The organism is Streptomyces sp. NPDC054840 (assembly GCF_053611065.1).
The window spans coordinates 1-18,729 of record NZ_JBSGZP010000051.1 but is presented as its reverse complement, the minus strand read 5'-3'; the positions used below and the strand labels follow the sequence as shown (position 1 = coordinate 18,729).

Annotated in this window: 13 protein-coding genes and 1 pseudogene; 12 read left to right on the top strand and 2 right to left on the bottom strand. The window is 71.3% G+C overall.

What is annotated here, in order from left to right:
• Positions 1-56 precede the first annotated feature (56 nt).
• From ACWGIU_RS06390 to ACWGIU_RS06370, 5 genes and pseudogenes are all read left to right on the top strand, one after another.
• Complete coding sequence (locus tag ACWGIU_RS06390) at positions 57-1,334, top strand: diaminobutyrate--2-oxoglutarate transaminase family protein (protein WP_453702980.1); 1,278 nt, start codon at positions 57-59, stop codon at positions 1,332-1,334.
• 21 nt (positions 1,335-1,355) lie between these two features.
• Positions 1,356-3,617 (top strand): IucA/IucC family protein, encoded by a 2,262-nt coding sequence (locus tag ACWGIU_RS06385; RefSeq protein ID WP_453702978.1) that lies wholly within the window; start codon positions 1,356-1,358, stop codon positions 3,615-3,617.
• Positions 3,618-3,648: 31 nt separating this feature from the next.
• A complete protein-coding gene (locus ACWGIU_RS06380; RefSeq protein WP_453702977.1) occupies positions 3,649-4,362 on the top strand; it encodes a GNAT family N-acetyltransferase in 714 nt (237 codons plus the stop codon).
• A 99-nt stretch (positions 4,363-4,461) separates the two neighbouring features.
• Positions 4,462-6,322: pseudogene (locus ACWGIU_RS06375) on the top strand (IucA/IucC family protein).
• A 52-nt stretch (positions 6,323-6,374) separates the two neighbouring features.
• A complete protein-coding gene (locus ACWGIU_RS06370) occupies positions 6,375-8,345 on the top strand; it encodes an ATP-dependent DNA helicase (protein WP_453702975.1) in 1,971 nt (656 codons plus the stop codon).
• 148 nt (positions 8,346-8,493) lie between these two features.
• Here ACWGIU_RS06370 and lexA read toward each other — a convergent pair whose 3' ends face one another.
• Positions 8,494-9,288: a transcriptional repressor LexA gene (lexA, locus tag ACWGIU_RS06365; RefSeq protein WP_030713361.1), complete on the bottom strand. Its 795-nt coding sequence runs from the start codon at positions 9,286-9,288 to the stop codon at positions 8,494-8,496.
• 476 nt (positions 9,289-9,764) lie between these two features.
• Between lexA and nrdR the strand changes: the two genes are divergently transcribed.
• Positions 9,765-10,277 (top strand): transcriptional regulator NrdR, encoded by a 513-nt coding sequence (gene nrdR / locus ACWGIU_RS06360; RefSeq protein ID WP_030713347.1) that lies wholly within the window; start codon positions 9,765-9,767, stop codon positions 10,275-10,277.
• Between the two features lie 145 nt (positions 10,278-10,422).
• Positions 10,423-13,305, top strand: a complete 2,883-nt coding sequence (locus ACWGIU_RS06355; protein WP_453702973.1) for a vitamin B12-dependent ribonucleotide reductase — start codon at positions 10,423-10,425, stop codon at positions 13,303-13,305.
• A 32-nt stretch (positions 13,306-13,337) separates the two neighbouring features.
• Here the strand turns inward: ACWGIU_RS06355 and ACWGIU_RS06350 are convergent, their stop codons facing one another.
• Positions 13,338-13,514 (bottom strand): hypothetical protein, encoded by a 177-nt coding sequence (locus ACWGIU_RS06350; RefSeq protein WP_453702971.1) that lies wholly within the window; start codon positions 13,512-13,514, stop codon positions 13,338-13,340.
• Positions 13,515-13,609: 95 nt separating this feature from the next.
• Here ACWGIU_RS06350 and ACWGIU_RS06345 point away from each other — a divergent pair, with 95 nt between their 5' ends.
• The 5 genes from ACWGIU_RS06345 to ACWGIU_RS06325 all read left to right on the top strand — a co-directional run bounded on the left by ACWGIU_RS06345 (position 13,610) and on the right by ACWGIU_RS06325 (position 18,695).
• Positions 13,610-14,449, top strand: a complete 840-nt coding sequence (locus ACWGIU_RS06345; protein ID WP_453702969.1) for an arylamine N-acetyltransferase family protein — start codon at positions 13,610-13,612, stop codon at positions 14,447-14,449.
• Between the two features lie 32 nt (positions 14,450-14,481).
• Positions 14,482-15,087, top strand: coding sequence for a YdbC family protein (locus tag ACWGIU_RS06340; RefSeq protein ID WP_030008846.1), 606 nt, complete (start codon positions 14,482-14,484; stop codon positions 15,085-15,087).
• A 73-nt stretch (positions 15,088-15,160) separates the two neighbouring features.
• Positions 15,161-15,820: a histidine phosphatase family protein gene (locus ACWGIU_RS06335; protein ID WP_453702967.1), complete on the top strand. Its 660-nt coding sequence runs from the start codon at positions 15,161-15,163 to the stop codon at positions 15,818-15,820.
• A gap of 11 nt (positions 15,821-15,831) precedes the next feature.
• On the top strand, positions 15,832-16,749 hold the full coding sequence (locus tag ACWGIU_RS06330; protein ID WP_453702966.1) for an ADP-ribosylglycohydrolase family protein: 918 nt from the start codon (positions 15,832-15,834) through the stop codon (positions 16,747-16,749).
• Positions 16,750-16,982: 233 nt separating this feature from the next.
• Positions 16,983-18,695, top strand: a complete 1,713-nt coding sequence (locus tag ACWGIU_RS06325; protein WP_453702964.1) for a DUF4153 domain-containing protein — start codon at positions 16,983-16,985, stop codon at positions 18,693-18,695.
• Positions 18,696-18,729 lie beyond the last annotated feature (34 nt).

The following is an 18,729-nucleotide window of genomic DNA, read 5'->3' as shown; positions in this document are numbered from 1 at the left end:
GTCCCGGCGGCCCGGACTCAGGCGCCGGGCCCGGGGGTTCCGTCGCCTCGGAGGGCATCCTGCGCAGGCAGGCGCAGCGGGAGTCCGCCGCCCGGACGTACGCCCGCTCGCTGCCCATCGTCCCGGTGCGGGCCCGCGGACTGACCATCGAGGGCGCCGACGGGCGGCGTTACCTCGACTGCCTCTCCGGCGCCGGCTCGCTCGCCCTCGGGCACAACCACCCGGTGGTGCTCGAAGCCATCCGGGGCGTCCTCGACTCGGGGGCCCCGCTGCACGTGCTCGACCTCGCGACCCCGGTCAAGGACGCCTTCACCACCGAACTGTTCGCCAATCTGCCCCCCGCGCTGGCCGCCGATGCGCGCATCCAGTTCTGCGGGCCGGCCGGTACGGACGCCGTGGAGGCCGCCCTCAAACTGGTGCGCACCGCGACCGGGCGCACCGGGCTGCTCGCCTTCACCGGGGCCTACCACGGCATGACCGCCGGAGCCCTGGACGCCTCGGGAGGCGCCCCCGGGGTACGGGTGACCCGCCTGCCCTACCCGCAGGACCTCCGCTGCCCGTTCGGCGTCGGCGGCCCCGAGGGCGCCGAACTCTCCGCGCGCTGGACGGAGAACCTGCTGGACGACCCGAAGGGCGGGGTGCCCGCCCCCGCCGGGATGATCGTCGAACCCGTGCAGGGCGAGGGCGGGGTGGTCCCCGCCCCCGACGGCTGGCTGCGCCGGATGCGCGAGATCACCGCGGCGCGGGGGATCCCTCTGATCGCCGACGAGGTGCAGACGGGCGTCGGCCGGACCGGTGCCTTCTGGGGCGTCGACCACGCCGGGGTGGTCCCCGACGTCATGGTCCTCTCCAAGGCGATCGGCGGGAGCCTGCCGCTCGCGGTGATCGTCTACCGGGCCGGCCTGGACGTCTGGGACCCCGGCGCGCACGCCGGCACCTTCCGCGGCAACCAGCTCGCCATGGCCGCCGGTACCGCGACGCTCGCCTTCGTCCGCGAGAACCGGCTCGCCGAGCGCGCCGCCGTCCTGGGGGAGCGGATGCTGGCGGCCCTGCACGGCCTGGCCTGTGACCACCCCTGCATCGGGGAGGTACGGGGCAGGGGCCTGATGATCGGCGTCGAACTCGTCGCCCCCGACACCGGGGCCGCCGCACCGGCCCTCGCCGCCGCCGTCCGTCAGGAGTGCCTGGACCGCGGCCTGATCGTCGAGCTCGGCGGCCGCCACGGCGCCGTGGTCCGCCTCCTTCCCCCGCTGACCCTGACCGACGAGCAGGCCGCGGCGGTCCTCGACCGCCTGGCCGACGCCATCCCGGCCGCCGCCCGCCGGACCCACTGACCCGCACCCTGAGGACCCGCGATGCCAGACCCGCACCAGCCGACCCCCATCACGGAGACCCAGCCGCCGTCTCCCGACCGGCTCGCCCCACCGCCGGGGCCGGCTCAGGCGCAGCCGCGCCTACAGCCGTTCCCGGACCCCGAGGCCGTCGCCCCGGGGTGCCCGCCGTCGCCGTCCCGCACCGCGGCGCCGCTCCCTGAAGCCGCGGAACCGCCGGCCCCGACGCCCGGGCCCGACGTGCCCGAGGCGCAGAACCCGGGTCCTGCCGTCAGCCCGCCGGCCGTCAGCCCGCCGACCCTGCCCGTACCCGACGGGGACGCGCCGACCCCGCCCCCGGCCCGCGCGCTGCCCCACTCGGACGGGACGACGGCCGAGCACCCGCGACAGGACCCGGCGGACGCACCCGGCACGCCGGAACAGCTCCCCCCGGTGGTGGCCGAGGCCCCCGGGTCCGGGGCAAGGGCCACAGTGCCGCGGCAGAAGGACGGCACACCCCGGCCCCGTACCGGATGGACGAGCCCCCTCCGGCTGGAGCCGACCACGCTGCCGGACCTTCTCAATCACCCCGACCCGGCCGTTGCCGCCGACGCCGCGGCAGTGGAGAACCTGCTCCGCTGCTGGGTCCGTGAATCCGGCCTCGGCCGCCCCGACGGCCCCGCCGGCACTCCCCTGCGCATCCCCCTTCCCGCCTCCGGCACCGCCCTGCTCGTCCCTGTCCGCCACTGGTCCCACGCCGGCTGGCACCGATTCGGCGCGGTCCGCCTCGAAGGCACCACCGCAGCCGCGCCCTCCCTTGACGCCGTCACCCTCGCCGCGCTCATCGCCCGTGAGGGCACGAGCGGTGGCCGAGGTACCGCCGACCTCGTCGGCCGCGTCGCCGACTCGGTCCGCCATACCGCCGAATTCATCGCCGACCGGCGGGAACGCCCCACCGCCCCGGCCCCCGTCAGCGGGGACCGCTTCCTCACCGCCGAACAGGCGCTCCTCCTCGGCCACCCCCTCCAGCCGGACCCCAAGAGCCGCGAAGGACTCACGGAGGCCGAAGTACGCCGCTACTCACCCGAACTGCACGGCTCCTTCCCCCTGCACTGGTTCGCCGTCGAACCCGCGGCTCTCGCGAGCGAATCGGCCTGGACCGAGAGCGGCCGCCCCGTCTCCGCCCCACAGCTCCTCGGCCGGCTCGCCCCCGGGCTCCCCCTGCCCAACGGCACCACCCCCCTTCCCTTGCACCCCTGGCAGGCCCGCGACCTGCTCCAACGCCCCGCCGTTACCGCCCTCCGCGACGCGGGACTCCTGCACGACCTGGGCCCGCACGGCGAGCCCTGGTTCCCCACCTCCTCCGTCCGCACCGTCCACCGCCCGGGCTCCCCCGCGATGCTCAAGCTCTCCCTGGGCCTGCGCATCACCAACTCCCGCCGCGAGAACCTCCGCAAGGAGCTCCACCGCGGCGTCGAGGTGCACCGACTGCTCCGCACCGGCCTCGCCGAGCAGTGGCAGGCCTCCCACCCCGCCTTCGACATCGTCCGCGACCCCGCCTGGGTCGCCGTGGACGCCCCGGACGGAACCCCCGTGCCCGGACTCGACGCCCTGCTGCGCCACAACCCCTTCCGCTCGGGCGACGACCCCGTCTGCATCGCCGCACTCACCGCTCCCCGCCCCTGGCCCGGCCGGACCACCATGAGCTCGCGCCTCGCCGAACTCGTCACCGGTCTCGCCACCGCCACCGGCCACACCACATCCGCCGTCGCCGCCGAGTGGTTCCTGCGCTACCTCGACCACGTGGTCCTGCCGGTCCTCGCCTTCGACGCGCTCGCCGGCATCGCCCTCGAAGCGCACCAGCAGAACACCCTGGTGCTCCTCGACCCGGCCGGCTGGCCGATCGGTGGCCGCTACCGCGACAACCAGGGCTACTACTTCCGCGAATCCCGCCGCGCGGAACTGGAGCACCGGCTCCCAGGCATCGGAAGCGCCAGCGACACCTTCGTCTCCGACGCCGTCACCGACGAACGCTTCGCCTACTACCTCGGCATCAACAACGTGCTCGGCCTCATCGGAGCCTTCGGATCCCAGCGGCTCGCGGACGAACGCGTCCTTCTCGCCGCCTTCCGCCGCTTCCTCGCCAAGGCCGCGGGCCTCGGCCCGCTCCCCGCACGGCTGCTCGACTCGCCCACCCTGCGCTGCAAGGCGAATCTGCTCACCCGCCTGGGCGGTCTCGACGAGCTGGTCGGCCCCGTCGACACCCAGTCCGTCTACGTCACCATCGCCAACCCCCTTCACGATTGACGCGTCGGCGCCGACGCGGAGAAGAGCCCCGATGCCCTCCACCGACACCCCGGCCCCAGCTCCAGCCGCCGGATTCGCCCACGACGTCCGCTCTGCCACAGGCTTCGTCGAAGGCACCGGCGCAATGCGCGAACAACGGCTCAACGTGGACCTGTTGCCCCTGCTCGCCGAGGCCGACCTGCTCGATTCCCCTGCCATCTGGGGCAGCGTCGCCACACCCGCCGGAGCGTTCCGTCTCGAACCCGTGCGGCCCGGCCGCGACCTGGAGCTCCTCACCGGCTGGATGAACGATCCCGAAGTCGCGACCTACTGGGAGCTCGCCGGCCCCGCCGCGATCACCGCCGCCCACCTCCGGGCACAGCTCGACGGCGACGGCCGCAGCATCCCCTGCCTCGGCCTCCTTGACGGCACGCCGATGAGTTACTGGGAGATCTACCGGGCCGACCTCGACCCGCTCTCCGGGCACTACCCGGCGCGCCCCCACGACACGGGTATCCACCTGCTCATCGGAGACGGCACGAACCGTGGCCGCGGCCTGGGAACAACTCTGCCGCGTGCCGTCGCCGACCTGGTCCTCGGCAACCGCCCCCGCTGTACGCGCGTCGTCGCGGAACCGGACATCCGCAACACCCCCTCTGTGTCGGCCTTCCTGAGCTCCGGTTTCCGCTGCTCCGCGGAAATCGACCTTCCCGAGAAGCGGGCCGCCCTGATGATCCGGGAGCGGGTGCTGCGCAATCTCCTCTGAGTGCCGCCCCACAAACCCCGACCGCCGTCGGCAGCTTCGCACCTCTCCCTTCGATAACTCTGCGTGACGAAGCAAAGTTCCCGACCTCCGAGGAGTCCCGTGCCGAACTTCCCCACAGCCCCCGACGCGGCCGAACCCACCGTGCCACCCTCGCCCCAGCACCCCTGCACGCCGCCCGAACTCAACCGCGCGACCTGGGACTCCGCGGCCCGTCGGCTGCTCGCCAAGATGCTCGGCGAATTCGCCTACGAGGAGATCATCCGTCCCGTCCCGGCACCGGCCGCCGCAGGCGACGCCTGGACCCTGGCCCTCGACGACGGCAGCAGCCTCGGCTTCCGCGCCCACCGCCGCTCGTACGACAGCTGGCACGTCACCCCGAACACGACCACCCTCACCCCACCGGCGCCCTAGCAGACCTCACCGACCGTGCCGGGCGACCTCGGGAGCCCGAGAGCCTTCGGGGCCCGTACGCCTTCCTCATCCGGGCCCGTACCCTCCTCGGCCTCGACGGACCCACCCTCGGTCATCTCGTCCGCGAGCTCAGTGCCACCCTCACCGCCGACGCCCGGCTCGACCACACCGCACTCACCGCCGACGTCCTCGCCGACCTCGACTACGCCGCCCTCGAAGGTCACCAGACCGGCCACCCCTGGCTCGTCCCCAACAAAGGCCGCATCGGACTGTCCGCCTCCGACACCGCTGCATGGGCGCCCGAAGCCCACACCCGCCGGCTGCCCTGGCTCGCCGCCTACCGCGGAACCGCCGGCCTGGAGGACCCCGCCCGCCTCTACACCGCCGAGCTCGGCCCCGTCACCCGGGCCGCCTACGACCGGTCCCTGCGCGACCGCGGCCTCGACCCGCTCCACCACCTCTACCTCCCGGTCCACCCCTGGCAGTGGGACGAGGTCGTCCTCCCCCTGTTCGCCCCGGCGCTCGCCTCGGGCGCCCTGGTACCGCTCCCCGCCGACCCCGACGTGCGGCTCCCGCAGCAGTCCGTCCGCACCTTCCTCAACCTCAGCCGGCCCGACCGGCACAGCGTCAAACTTCCGCTCTCCGTCTTCAACACCATGGTCTGGCGCGGGCTGCCGTCCGACCTCACGCCCGCGGCGCCCGCGGTCACCGCCTGGATCCACTCCCTCCGCGACGGCGACCCCTTCCTCCGAGACGAGTGCCGGGTCATCCTGCTCGGCGAGGTCGCCTCCGTCACCGTCCGCCACCCGGTCTACGACGAGCTCCCGAGGTCCCGTACCAGTACAAGGAGCTCCTCGGCGCGACCTGGCGCGAGCCCCTCGCCGGCCTCCTCGCACCCGGCGAGCGCGCCCGCACGCTCACCTCGCTCCTCCACACGGACCCGCGCGGCCGGTCCTCAACCGCTGAGCTCGTCGCCCGGTCCGGGCTGACCCCCACCGTCTGGCTGCAGCGCCTCTTCGCCGCCCTGCTGCCCCCGCTGCTCCACTTCCTCTACCGATACGGCACCGTCTTCTCCCCGCACGGCGAGAACACCATCGTGATCTTCGACGAGCACGACGTCCCCGTCCGGCTCGCGGTCAAGGACTTCGTGGACGACGTCAACATCACCGACGAACCGCTGCCGGAGCTGGAGTCCCTCCCCGACCAGGTGCGAGCGGTGCTGCTCACGGAGCCCGCCGACTTCCTGCCCCAGTTCATCCACTCCGGGCGGTTCGTCGGCGTCTTCCGTTACCTCTCGGCCCTGTGCGAGGACGGCCTCGGCGTTCCGGAGAGCGAGTTCCGGTCCCTCGTACGGGCGGAGATCCTGGGTCACCAGGCCCGCTTTCCGGAGTTCAGGGACCGCTACGAGCTGTTCGACCTGCTCGGCGAACGCATCGGACGGCTCTGTCTGAACCGGAATCGGCTCTACGAGGACGGTTACCGGGACCGCCCCGACCGGCCGCACGCCGTGCAGCACGGCACCGTACCCGACCCCCTGTACCGGCCATGATTGCTCGCCGGTGCGCCCCGTGTCAGTGGGGCCCCGTAGGGTTGGCATTGCTATGACGAAGCCCTCCCTCCCCGACCTGCTGCACGCCGCCGTCTCCGCCGTCGGCGGCACGGAGCGCCCCGGCCAGGTGGCCATGTCCGAAGCCGTCGCCGAAGCGATCGACGACAACTCCCACCGCCTGATCCAGGCCGGGACCGGCACCGGTAAGTCCCTCGGCTACCTGGTGCCGGCCCTCGCCCACGGCGAGCGCGTGGTCGTCGCCACGGCGACCCTCGCCCTCCAGCGGCAGCTCGTCGAGCGCGATCTGCCACGGACGGTGGAGGCGCTGCACCCGCAGCTGCGCCGCCGCCCGCAGTTCGCCATGCTCAAGGGCCGGTCCAACTACCTCTGCCTGCACCGCCTGCACGAGGGCGCTCCGCAGGACGAGGAGGACGGTCTCTTCGACCAGTTCGAGGCGGCCGCGCCCACCAGCAAGCTCGGCCAGGACCTGCTGCGCATGCGCGACTGGGCGGACGAGACCGAGACCGGCGACCGCGACGACCTGACCCCGGGTGTCTCGGACAAGGCCTGGTCGCAGATCTCCGTCTCCTCCCGCGAGTGCCTGGGCGCGACGAAGTGCGCGTACGGCGCCGAGTGCTTCGCGGAGGCGGCCCGTGAGCGGGCCAAGCTGGCGGACGTGGTCGTCACCAACCACGCCCTGCTCGCCATCGACGCCATCGAGGGCGCCCCCGTGCTGCCGCAGCACGAGGTGCTGATCGTGGACGAGGCGCACGAGCTGGTCTCCCGGGTGACCGGGGTCGCCACCGGCGAGCTCACCCCGGGCCAGGTCAACCGGGCCGTGAAGCGTGCCGCCAAGCTGGTCGACGAGAAGACCGCGGACGCCCTGCAGACCGCCTCCGAATCCTTCGAGCGGGTCATGGAGCTCGCGCTCCCGGGCCGGCTGGAGCAGGTCCCCGAGGACCTCGGCTACGCGCTGATGTCCCTGCGGGACGCCGCGCGCAATGTGATCTCGGCGATCGGCGCCACCCGGGACAAGTCCGTCCACGACGAGGACGCGGTGCGCAAGCAGGCGCTGGCCGCCGTGGAGAGCATCCACGGAGTGGCGGAGCGGATCACCAACGGCTCCGAGTACGACGTCGTCTGGTACGAGCGCCACGACCGCTTCGGTGCCACCCTCCGGGTCGCCCCCCTCTCGGTGTCCGGCCTGCTGCGCGAGAAGCTGTTCGCGGACCGCTCCGTGGTCCTGACCTCCGCCACCCTCAAGCTGGGCGGCGACTTCAACGGGGTCGCGGCCTCCCTGGGCCTGGCCCCCGAAGGGGTCGAGGGCGACGACGTACCCGTCTGGCGCGGCCTCGACGTCGGCTCGCCCTTCGACTACCCCAAGCAGGGCATCCTCTACGTCGCCAAGCACCTGGCCACGCCAGGCCGCGAGGGAACCCGCGGCGACATGATGGACGAGCTCGCCGAGTTGATCGAAGCGGCCGGCGGCCGCACCCTCGGTCTCTTCTCCTCCATGCGCGGCGCCAAGGCGGCAGCCGAGGAGCTGCGCGGCCGGCTCGACAATCCGATCCTGCTCCAGGGCGAGGAAACCCTCGGCGAGCTGATCAAGTCCTTCGCCGCCGATCCGAAGACCTGCCTGTTCGGGACGCTGTCGCTCTGGCAGGGCGTGGACGTGCCCGGACCCAGCTGTCAGCTCGTGGTCATGGACCGGATCCCCTTCCCGCGCCCCGACGACCCGCTGATGAGCGCCCGCCAGAAGTCGGTCGAGGAGCACGGCGGCAACGGCTTCATGGCCGTCGCGGCCACGCACGCCGCGCTGCTGATGGCGCAGGGCGCGGGCCGTCTCGTACGGGCCTCGGGTGACCGGGGTGTCGTCGCGGTCCTGGACCCCCGGCTGGCGACGGCCCGGTACGGGAGCTTCCTCCGGGCCACACTGCCTGACTTCTGGTACACCACGGACCCCAATCAGGCCCGCCGTTCTCTGGCGGCGATCGACGCGACGGCCAAGGCCGACGGCAAGTAGTCCGCAGATCGGCTGCCGCGGATCCACTGTTCAACGGATCCGCTGGTCCGCCTGCCCGTTTGCCCGCCCCGTCCGCGCCCGGTTCCGGGCATGAACAACCCCCGGAACCGGCGCAGTGGGTCCCGGGGGCTGAATGGGGGCGGCGGGGTCAGACCCGACGCAGTACCGCGACGACCTTGCCGAGAATGGTCGCCTCGTCGCCGGGAATCGGCTGGTAGGCGGCATTGTGCGGGAGGAGCCAGACATGGCCGTCCTCTCGCTTGAAGCGCTTGACCGTGGCCTCACCGTCGAGCATCGCGGCGACGATGTCGCCGTTCTCCGCGACGGGCTGGCGACGTACCGTGACCCAGTCGCCGTCGCAGATGGCGGCCTCGATCATCGAGTCGCCGACGACCTTGAGGACGAAGAGCTCGCCGTCGCCGACCAGCTGTCGGGGGAGCGGGAAGACGTCCTCGACCGACTCCTCGGCGAGGATCGGTCCGCCGGCCGCGATCCGGCCGACCAGGGGAACGTAGGAGGCGGCGGGCTTGCCGGTGGTGTCCGTGGGCTGCGAGCTCGGCTGGTCGGAGCCGCGCACCTCGTAGGCCCGCGGGCGGTGCGGGTCACGGCGCAGGAAGCCCTTGCGCTCCAGGGCCATCAGCTGGTGTGCGACCGACGAGGTGCTGGACAGGCCGACCGCCTGTCCGATCTCCCGCATCGACGGCGGGTACCCCCGACGCTGCACGGAGTCGCGAATGACCTCGATGACCCTCCGCTGCCGGTCCGTGAGCCCGGAGCTGTCGGCGCGGATGCCTGGAGGTCGACCTGGCAGCGAGCGTGCGGGGCGTACTACGGGCTCCGCATCCGGGTTCAGGTTTGCGTCGTTCATGGCATGCACCGGCTCAAGTCGGCTCTGGGAGCGGTTCTGGGCAGTGATGGCGGCACTGTCTGCGGTGGTGGTCACGTCGGCCCCTCTCGAAATGTTCTCCCTAGCTGGACAACGGTAGTAGCTTTCGAAAGGTTGCGCCAAACACACGTTCGAGTGAAAAATCGCAGATCGGCCCGCGTGTGCATATCGAGAGGTGTATGGACGGTGGGTTCGCCGAACGCGGGTTCGGCTCGGCGTCCGCCGCTTACGGTACCCTTCCCGGTCGGATCGCCACCCTCGGGGCCTGCCCAGTGTGGCACCGGGAGGCCCCGCGTCCGCCCATCGGGCGCTGCGACACGCGGAGCCGCGTGAATCCGCCACAACCCAAGATCTAGTGGTTGGATGAGCGCTGCCACCCAGAGGTTGTGGTCCTCGGGGTCCTCGGGTCTTCCGAGGGGCCCGGAATCGCATATGATGGGGGCTGCTTCACGAGCCCCCGAGGGAGTCCGCCTCCGTCGTTCAGGGGCCCCGTGGGGTTATTCAGTCGTGCCAAAAGGGAGGGTGAGGGAACCGTGCACTGCCCCTTCTGCAGGCACCCCGACAGCCGCGTCGTCGACAGCCGCACCACGGACGACGGCACGTCGATCCGCAGGCGCCGTCAGTGCCCCGACTGCTCCCGTCGCTTCACGACGGTGGAGACGGCCTCGCTGATGGTGATCAAGCGCAGCGGGGTGACGGAACCCTTCAGCCGTACCAAGGTCATCTCCGGCGTGCGCAAGGCGTGCCAGGGGCGGCCGGTCACCGAGGACGCCCTCGCCAAACTCGGCCAGCGGGTCGAGGAAGCGCTGCGCGCCACCGGGAGCGCCGAGCTGACCACCCACGACGTGGGTCTGGCCATACTCGGCCCGTTGCAGGAGCTCGACCTGGTCGCGTACCTGCGGTTCGCTTCCGTTTACAAAGCTTTCGACACCCTTGAAGACTTCGAGACCGCCATCGCGGAGCTTCGCGTTCCGCGGTCTCATCCTGAAGAGTGCGAGCTCGGGAGGACCGCCCAGGTCCCCGTGCCCGCCTCCGCCGCCGACTGATCGGACCACCCGTGTCGCGGCGCTCACGCGACGTGACACGGCCGATCGGCCAGGCGAAGAGACGTAGATACAAGACACAGCACTGTGCCCGCGGAATATCGATGGCACTTTAGGGCGTTTTTGCCCGCATATGGGAGGAAGCGGCATGACAGAGACGGCGAGCAGCTCGGCACGTGGTTCCCGCGCCAAGGGGACCAAGGCTGCCAAGGGCGGCCTGCGTATCGAGCGCATCCACACCACCCCGGGCGTGCACCCCTACGACGAGGTGAGCTGGGAGCGCCGTGACGTCGTCATGACCAACTGGCGTGACGGCTCGGTCAACTTCGAGCAGCGTGGCGTGGAGTTCCCCGACTTCTGGTCGGTGAACGCGGTCAATATTGTCACCAGCAAGTACTTCCGCGGCGCGGTCGGCACCCCGCAGCGCGAGACCGGTCTCAAGCAGCTGATCGACCGGATCGTGAAGACGTACACGAAGGCCGGCGAGGACTTCGACTACTTCTCCTCGCCCGCCGACGCGGAGATCTTCGAGCACGAGCTGACCTACGCCCTGCTGCACCAGATCTTCAGCTTCAACTCCCCGGTGTGGTTCAACGTCGGTACGCCCCAGCCGCAGCAGGTCTCCGCCTGCTTCATCCTGGCCGTCGACGACTCCATGGAGTCGATCCTCGACTGGTACAAGGAAGAGGGCATGATCTTCAAGGGCGGCTCGGGCGCCGGCCTGAACCTCTCCCGCATCCGCTCCTCGAAGGAGCTCCTCTCCTCCGGCGGCAACGCCTCCGGCCCTGTCTCCTTCATGCGCGGCGCCGACGCGTCCGCAGGAACGATCAAGTCGGGCGGCGCCACCCGCCGCGCGGCGAAGATGGTCGTCCTGGACGTGGACCACCCGGACGTCGAGGCCTTCATCGAAACCAAGGTGAAGGAGGAGGAGAAGATCCGCGCCCTGCGCGACGCGGGCTTCGACATGGACCTGGGCGGCGACGACATCACGTCCGTCCAGTACCAGAACGCCAACAACTCCGTCCGCGTGAACGACGAGTTCATGACGGCCGTCGAGAACGGCACCGAGTTCGGGCTCCGTGCCCGTATGACCGGTGAGGTCATCGAGAAGGTCGACGCCAAGGCGCTCTTCCGCAAGCTCGCCGAGGCCGCGTGGGCGTGCGCCGACCCGGGCATCCAGTACGACGGTGTGATCAACAACTGGCACACCTGCCCGGAATCCGGCCGCATTACCGCGTCCAACCCCTGTAGCGAGTACATGCACCTGGACAACACGTCCTGCAACCTCGCCTCGCTCAACCTGATGAAGTTCCTGAACGATGACGGCAAGGGCAACCAGTCCTTCGACGCCGAGCGCTTCGCCAAGGTCGTGGAGCTCGTCATCACCGCGATGGACATCTCCATCTGCTTCGCGGACTTCCCGACGCAGAAGATCGGCGACAACACCCGCGCCTTCCGCCAGCTGGGCATCGGCTACGCCAACCTGGGGGCCCTGCTGATGGCCACCGGCCACGCGTACGACTCCGACGGCGGCCGCACCCTCGCCGCGTCGATCACTTCGCTGATGACCGGTACCGCGTACAAGCGCTCCGCCGAGCTGGCCGCCGTCGTCGGCCCGTACGACGGCTACGCCCGCAACGCCGAGGCGCACAAGCGCGTCATGAAGCAGCACTCCGACGCCAATGCCGTCGCGCCGCGCACCGAGGACCTGGACAACAGCATCTGGGCCGCGGCCACCGAGGCCTGGCAGGACGTCCTGCGCCTCGGCGAGAAGAACGGCTTCCGCAACTCCCAGGCCTCCGTCCTCGCGCCGACCGGCACCATCGGTCTCGCGATGTCCTGCGACACCACCGGTGTCGAGCCGGACCTGGCCCTGGTCAAGTTCAAGAAGCTCGTCGGCGGCGGCTCGATGCAGATCGTCAACGGCACCGTCCCGCAGGCCCTGCGCCGCCTGGGTTACCAGGAGGAGCAGATCGAGGCGATCGTCTCCCACATCGCCGAGCACGGTGTGGTCGTCGACGCCCCAGGTCTGAAGACCGAGCACTACTCGGTGTTCGACTGCGCCATGGGCGAGCGCTCCATCTCCGCGATGGGCCACGTCCGCATGATGGCCGCGATCCAGCCCTGGATCTCGGGTGCGATCTCGAAGACGGTCAACATGCCGGAGACGGCGACCGTCGAGGAGATCGAGGAGATCTACTTCGAGGCGTGGAAGATGGGCGTCAAGGCGCTCGCGATCTACCGTGACAACTGCAAGGTCGGTCAGCCCCTCTCCGCCAAGAAGAAGGAGAAGGAGCAGGTCACCGCCAAGACGGAGGAGACCATCCGCGCTACCGTCGAGAAGGTCATCGAGTACCGCCCCGTGCGCAAGCGCCTTCCCAAGGGCCGCCCGGGCATCACCACCTCCTTCACGGTGGGCGGCGCCGAGGGCTACATGACGGCGAACTCCTACCCGGACGACGGTCTGGGCGAGGTCTTCCTGAAGATGTCCAAGCAGGGCTCGACCCTCGCGGGCATGATGGACGCCTTCTCGATCGCCGTCTCGGTCGGCCTGCAGTACGGCGTTCCGCTGGAGACGTACGTCTCGAAGTTCACGAACATGCGCTTCGAGCCGGCCGGTATGACGGACGACCCGGACGTGCGGATGGCGCAGTCGATCGTCGACTACATCTTCCGCCGCCTGGCGCTGGACTTCCTGCCCTTCGAGACCCGCTCGGCCCTCGGCATCCACACCGCCGAGGAGCGCCAGCGTCACCTGGACACCGGCTCCTACGAGCCGCTCGAGGACGAGCTTGACACCGAGTCCCTGATGCAGGCGGCCCCGCTGGCCGCGGTCCCGTCGGCCCCGAAGCCGGTCACGGCCGTCTCCGTCCCGGCCCCGAAGACGGCGCACAGCAACGCCGAACTGGTCGAGATGCAGCTCGGTGTCTCCGCCGACGCCCCGCTCTGCTTCTCCTGCGGTACGAAGATGCAGCGCGCCGGCTCGTGCTACATCTGCGAGGGCTGCGGCTCGACGAGCGGCTGCAGCTGACCGTGACGCCCCGGCGGGCGTGAGCGAGCTGTTCAGGTGGGGTGTTCGCGGTGACGCGGACACCCCACCGTGCGTTTGCCCTGGCTCATGAGGAATAGGGCGACGGGGAGGCCGGCGTAGATCTCGAAGCCGCCGCCCGCGCCCGTGACCAGGATGCCTTCGGCGTCGGCGAGGCGGTCGAAAAGCGGGTTGGAGTGCAGTGCCGTCATGGTGATCATTGTCCGGAGGCGCGGTTGACAGCGCGCCCGGAATTTGCACGGTAGTGCGATGGCCGACGGCGCGGGGAACGGGGAGATGGTCAGTCATGTGGAGCGGTGACGAACTGGACCTGGACGCATATCTGGAGCGGATCGGATATCAGGGGGAACGGGGGCCCTCCGGGGAACTCCGGCCGGACCTGCAGACGTTGTACGCAGTGCACCGCGCCCATACCGCCGCTATCACCTTCGAGAGCCTGGATGTCCTGCTCGGCCGCCCCGTCGCGCTGGACCTCAAGTCGATCGAGGACAAGCTCGTGCACGCCCGCCGCGGCGGCTACTGCTACGAGCAGAACTCGCTGCTGGCCGCCGCCCTGGAGCGGATCGGCTTCGAGGTCTCCGGGCGCGGTGCCCGCAACCGCACCCGCGGGGACTCCGTCCTCGCCGTGACGCATGCCGTCCTCGTCGTCACCGTCGCGGGTGAACCTTGGCTGTGCGACGCCGGTTTCGGTTTTCAGGGACCTCGGGAGCCGGTGCTGCTGGGACGGCCGGGCGCCGAGGTGCGGCAGGGCGAGTGGACGTACCGCGTCCGCGAGGAGGAGGGCGGCGTCCTCGTACTCTGCCTGCTGCGCGGCGACACCTGGCGGGACCTGTACGCCTTCTCCCCGCAGCACTACCACCCCGCCGACTACGTCGTGCTCAACCACTACAGCTCCAGCCACCCCGCCTCCTCCTTCGTCGGGCGGCTGATCGTCCAGCACCCGGGCGACGGCGTCCGCCAGGCGCTCGTCGGGCGGGAGCTCACCCGACTGCACCCCGACGGCCTCTCCGAGCGGGAGATCATCGGCCCGGACGGGCTGCTCGCCTTGCTCGACCGGGAGTTCGGGCTTCGGCTGCCCGATCGGGACGCGGCGGAACTGGTGCGGATCCACCGCGCCGAGGACTGACCGGGGCCCTGCCGGGCCCGTACGATGGCGCAGTGCTGGTCAAGTGGATTCGCTGCACGGTGACGGACCGACGCGGGTTCGAGCGCGGGCAGCGAAAATGGGCGGGGCTGCCGGGCGAGCCGGGATTCCGGGGGCAGGGCGGCGGCTGGAGCCGGGGCCGGCAGGGGGTCGCGCATGTCTTCGCGTTCTGGGAGAGCCGGTCCTTCTACGACTCCTTCATGGCCCGTTCGCACGACCGGCTGGCCGCCTCCCAGAACGGCACCTACACCGATCTGCGCGTCACCCTCTTCGACCACCGCTTCGACGTGAAGACCGGCTTCGAGCCGCGCTTCACCGATGCCGACGTCGTACGGGTCGCGCACACGCGGGTCAGGGAGGGCCGGGTCGACCACTTCGCCCTCATGCAGGAGAAGGTGTGGAATCCGGCGATGGCGGGCTCACCCGGCATGGTCCGAGGCCTCTTCGGGGAGGCCCCGGGCCGGGAGTTCCTGGTGCTCTCGATGTGGCACGCCGCCGCCGAGCACGGCAAGTACCGGCAGGAGCGGGTCGAGCGGCTCTCCCTGCGCGCCCAGATCCAGGCCGATGTCGAGGCCCTCACCGGCGATGTCGTCGACCTCGAACCCTCCTGGACGGTATGACCGTACGATGACCGCCGGGTCCGATCGGCGTGCCCGGTCGGCGGGCCGCCCGGTGGCCGAATAGGGTCGTGGGATGGTTCGACCACGGCGCATCGTCCTTGTCAGACACGGGGAATCGGAGGGCAACGCCGACGACTCGGTGTACGAGCGGGAGCCCGACCACGCCCTGCGGCTGACCCCTACCGGACGCGAGCAGGCGGCGGCGGCCGGCCTCCGGCTGCGCGAGCTCTTCGGCACCGAGACGATCAGCGCGTACGTCTCCCCGTACCGCCGTACCCTGCAGACCTTCCGCGAGCTCCGGCTGGATCCGACGCGCGTGCGGATGCGCGAGGAGCCGCGCCTGCGCGAGCAGGACTGGGGGAACTGGCAGGACCGGAACGACGTACGACTGCAGAAGGTATACCGGGACGCGTACGGGCACTTCTTCTACCGGTTCGCGCAGGGCGAGTCGGGGGCCGACGTATACGACAGGGTCGGATCCTTCCTGGAAAGCCTCTACCGCAGCTTCGAGGCCCCCGACCACCCCGAGAACGTGCTGCTGGTGACGCACGGGCTGACGATGCGGCTGTTCTGCATGCGCTGGTTCCACTGGTCCGTGGCCGAATTCGAGGCCCTGTCCAATCCGGGCAACGGCGAATTCAGAATGCTCCTGCTCGGACCGGACGGCCGGTACCGGTTGGACCGCCCGTTTGAGCGGTGGACCACACCCGAGCCTTATGACCTGGACGGCTAGAGTGGCCCGCGATGACGCCTGATTCCACTCCCGAACGGCGCTACGCGCGCGCCATGGCCAGCCTCCGAGGGCTGGCGCTGGGTGACGCCCTCGGCTCCCAGTACTTCGTCCCCGTGAACTACCCGCTGCTCAAGCGGAGCGAGCTGCCCACCGGCGCCGAGGCGTGGCAGTGGACCGACGACACCGAGATGGCCTGCTCGGTGGTGGCCGTGCTGGCCGAGCACGGACGGATCGATCAGGACGCGCTCGCGAGTTCTTTCGCCCACCACCACGACTTCGACCGTGGCTACGGGCCGGCGGTGAACCGGATGCTGCGACTGGTGCGGGAGGGACAGGACTGGCGCACGCTGGCCGCCGAACTGTTCAACGGGCAGGGCTCGTGGGGCAACGGCGCCGCCATGCGGATCGCGCCGCTGGGTGCCTGGTACGCCGACGACCCGGAGCAGGCCACCCACCAGGCGGAGATCTCTGCCTACACCACCCACCAGCACCGCGAGGCCGTGTGCGGGGCGATGGCCGTGGCCGCGGCGGCGGCCATCGCCGCGCACACAGACGGCCCCCCGAAGGCCTCCGACCTGCTGGACGGGGTGATCGCACTGGTACCGCGCAGCGCCGTGGGCGCAGGGCTGCGGCGGGCGCGGGACATGCTGGACTACGGCGACGCCACCACGGTCGCGGCGGTCCTGGGCTGCGGACGGCGTACGAGCGCGCACGACACCGTGCCGTTCGCCCTGTGGTCGGCGGCGCGGGCGCTGGACGACTACGAGAAGGCGTTCTGGACCACCGCGCAGGTGGGCGGGGACGTCGACACGACCTGCGCGATCGTCGGCGGGGTGCTGGGCGCGCGCGGGGACGCCGTGCTGCCCGCCGCATGGCTGGCACGTACCGAAGCCCTGCCGGCGTGGTTGCCGGAGGTCGCGGGGGGCTGACGCCCGTGGCTCGGGCCGTGGGGCCGCCGGGACGCCGGGCGAGTTGGCGGCGCTCCGCGCCTCAGCCGCTTTCGCGCTTTCGCGCGGTCGCGCGTGAAACAACCCGCTCCGATTGTCACGGTCCTGCCACAGCACTCTTTTGATCCTGTTCAAAACTGCATCGCACCGGCCTACCCTGTCCGCATCGCCGCCCCACCTTGAACTCCGGGGCGGCCGACAGGGGAGGGAAACTGATGTCAGAGAACATCGGCGGGGCGGACGAAGCCCGGACCGAGGCCGCGGTCGACGCGCGGGCCACGGCCGGGGGTTCGCCGGCGAAGCCGAACCCGGCCGGGGATTCGCCCGCCCGGCCGAATGCGGCCGACGGCAGACATACCGCCGCGGCTGGCCCACCCCCGGGCGGGCCGCTCGGCGCGGCGCCCGCGAACCCATGGCAGGTGCAGCAGCGCTCGCCCGCGCCCTCCTGGGCCGCACTGGTGCGCCCCGCCGAAGCCGCCCCCATCCGGACCGCGACCCTCGTCGCCGTCCTCGCCTCCGGTCTCGCCACCGCGCTGCTGCTCGGCGACGGCATGGGCCCGGGTCTGCTGCTCGCGGTGGTGCCCGCCGTCGTCGCGGCCTACGTCGCCGCCCGCGCGGCCCGCCGTGGCGCCCGCCCCTGGACCGTGGCCTGGGTGATCGGCTGTATCGCCCTGCTCGCCGTACCGGCCCTGCGTGACTCCGCCTGGCCGGCCACGCTGGCGATCCTGTCCGCCGTACTGCTGGGCGCGCTGGCCCTGCACGGCAGCCGCACCTGGCCCGGTGTCCTGCTCAGCCCGCTCGGCTTCCTCGACGCCGCGGTGTCCGGGGTCGCCTGGCTGCTGACCGGGCTGCGCTCACGCGGCGGGGTCGCCAAGGACCGCTGGCTGCCCGTCGCCAAGGCGACCGTCGTGGCCGCCTTCCTGCTGCTGCTCTTCGGCACGCTGTTCGCCTCGGCCGACGCGGCCTTCGCCGATCTGCTGGGCGACCTGCTGCCCGACGTGTCGGTCGAGGACGGGCCCGTCCGGTTCATGCTGTTCCTCCTCGGCGCGGTGCTCGCGCTCGCCGCGGCCCGTACCGCCGCGGCCCCGCTGCGCTGGGACCGGATCAAGGTCGCCCCCGGCAAGCCGCGTTCCCGTGTCGAATGGGCCTTGCCGCTCATCGTGCTCAACCTGCTTTTCGTCGGCTTCAACGCCGTGCAGCTGGCCGTCCTGTTCGGCGGCTACGACAAGGTCCTGAAGAGCACTGACCTGACCTACGCCGAGTACGCCCGAGAGGGTTTCTGGCAACTGCTCTGGGCCACCCTGCTCACTCTCGCCGTGATCGCGCTCGCCCTGCGCTGGGCCCCGCGCTCCGGAGCCGGCGACCGCCGCTTCGTCCGGATCGTCCTCGGGGTGCTGTGCGCGCTGACGCTGGTCGTCGTCGCCTCCGCGCTGCGCCGGATGGACCTCTACGTGGAGGCGTACGGGCTGACCAGGCTGCGTGTGTCGGTGGCCGCGATGGAGCTGTGGCTGGGGCTGGTCATCGTATTGATCATGGGGGCCGGCCTGTTCGGCGGACGCTGGCCGGCGCGGGCGTTCGCGGGCAGTGCGGCAGCGGCCGTCCTGGCCTTCGGCCTGCTCTCGCCGGACGGGATGGTCGCCGAGCGGAACGTGGCCCGCTTCGAGGAGGACTCGAAGATCGATCTCTCCTACTTCCAGTCCCTGTCGGCGGACGCGGTTCCCGGCCTGGACCGGCTGCCCGAGCCACAGCGGTCCTGCGCCCTGCGCGGGATCAACGACGAGATCGCCAGGGCCGGGGACGTCCCGTGGTACGCGATGAGCTGGGGCGAGTACCGGGCCCGGCAGATCCTGCGTCAGCGTCCGGTGACCGCCTCCTACGAGGTCTGCTCGCGCTTGGGCACCTTCGGCAGTCGCGTCGAGCACCAGTAGGTCGGGTACCGGAGGTTCCGCGAGGTCGCGTACG

What these genes read in the sequence shown, in the direction of transcription:
- ACWGIU_RS06345 (WP_453702969.1), top strand. Translation starts at nt 13,610, where the DNA reads ATGTGGAGCGGTGACGAACTGGACCTGGACGCATATCTGGAGCGGATC.
- ACWGIU_RS06325 (WP_453702964.1), top strand. Translation starts at nt 16,983, where the DNA reads ATGTCAGAGAACATCGGCGGGGCGGACGAAGCCCGGACCGAGGCCGCG.
- ACWGIU_RS06330 (WP_453702966.1), top strand. Translation starts at nt 15,832, where the DNA reads ATGACGCCTGATTCCACTCCCGAACGGCGCTACGCGCGCGCCATGGCC.
- ACWGIU_RS06350 (WP_453702971.1), bottom strand. Translation starts at nt 13,514, where the DNA reads ATGACGGCACTGCACTCCAACCCGCTTTTCGACCGCCTCGCCGACGCC.
- ACWGIU_RS06355 (WP_453702973.1), top strand. Translation starts at nt 10,423, where the DNA reads ATGACAGAGACGGCGAGCAGCTCGGCACGTGGTTCCCGCGCCAAGGGG.
- ACWGIU_RS06335 (WP_453702967.1), top strand. Translation starts at nt 15,161, where the DNA reads ATGGTTCGACCACGGCGCATCGTCCTTGTCAGACACGGGGAATCGGAG.
- ACWGIU_RS06385 (WP_453702978.1), top strand. Translation starts at nt 1,356, where the DNA reads ATGCCAGACCCGCACCAGCCGACCCCCATCACGGAGACCCAGCCGCCG.
- ACWGIU_RS06380 (WP_453702977.1), top strand. Translation starts at nt 3,649, where the DNA reads ATGCCCTCCACCGACACCCCGGCCCCAGCTCCAGCCGCCGGATTCGCC.
- ACWGIU_RS06370 (WP_453702975.1), top strand. Translation starts at nt 6,375, where the DNA reads ATGACGAAGCCCTCCCTCCCCGACCTGCTGCACGCCGCCGTCTCCGCC.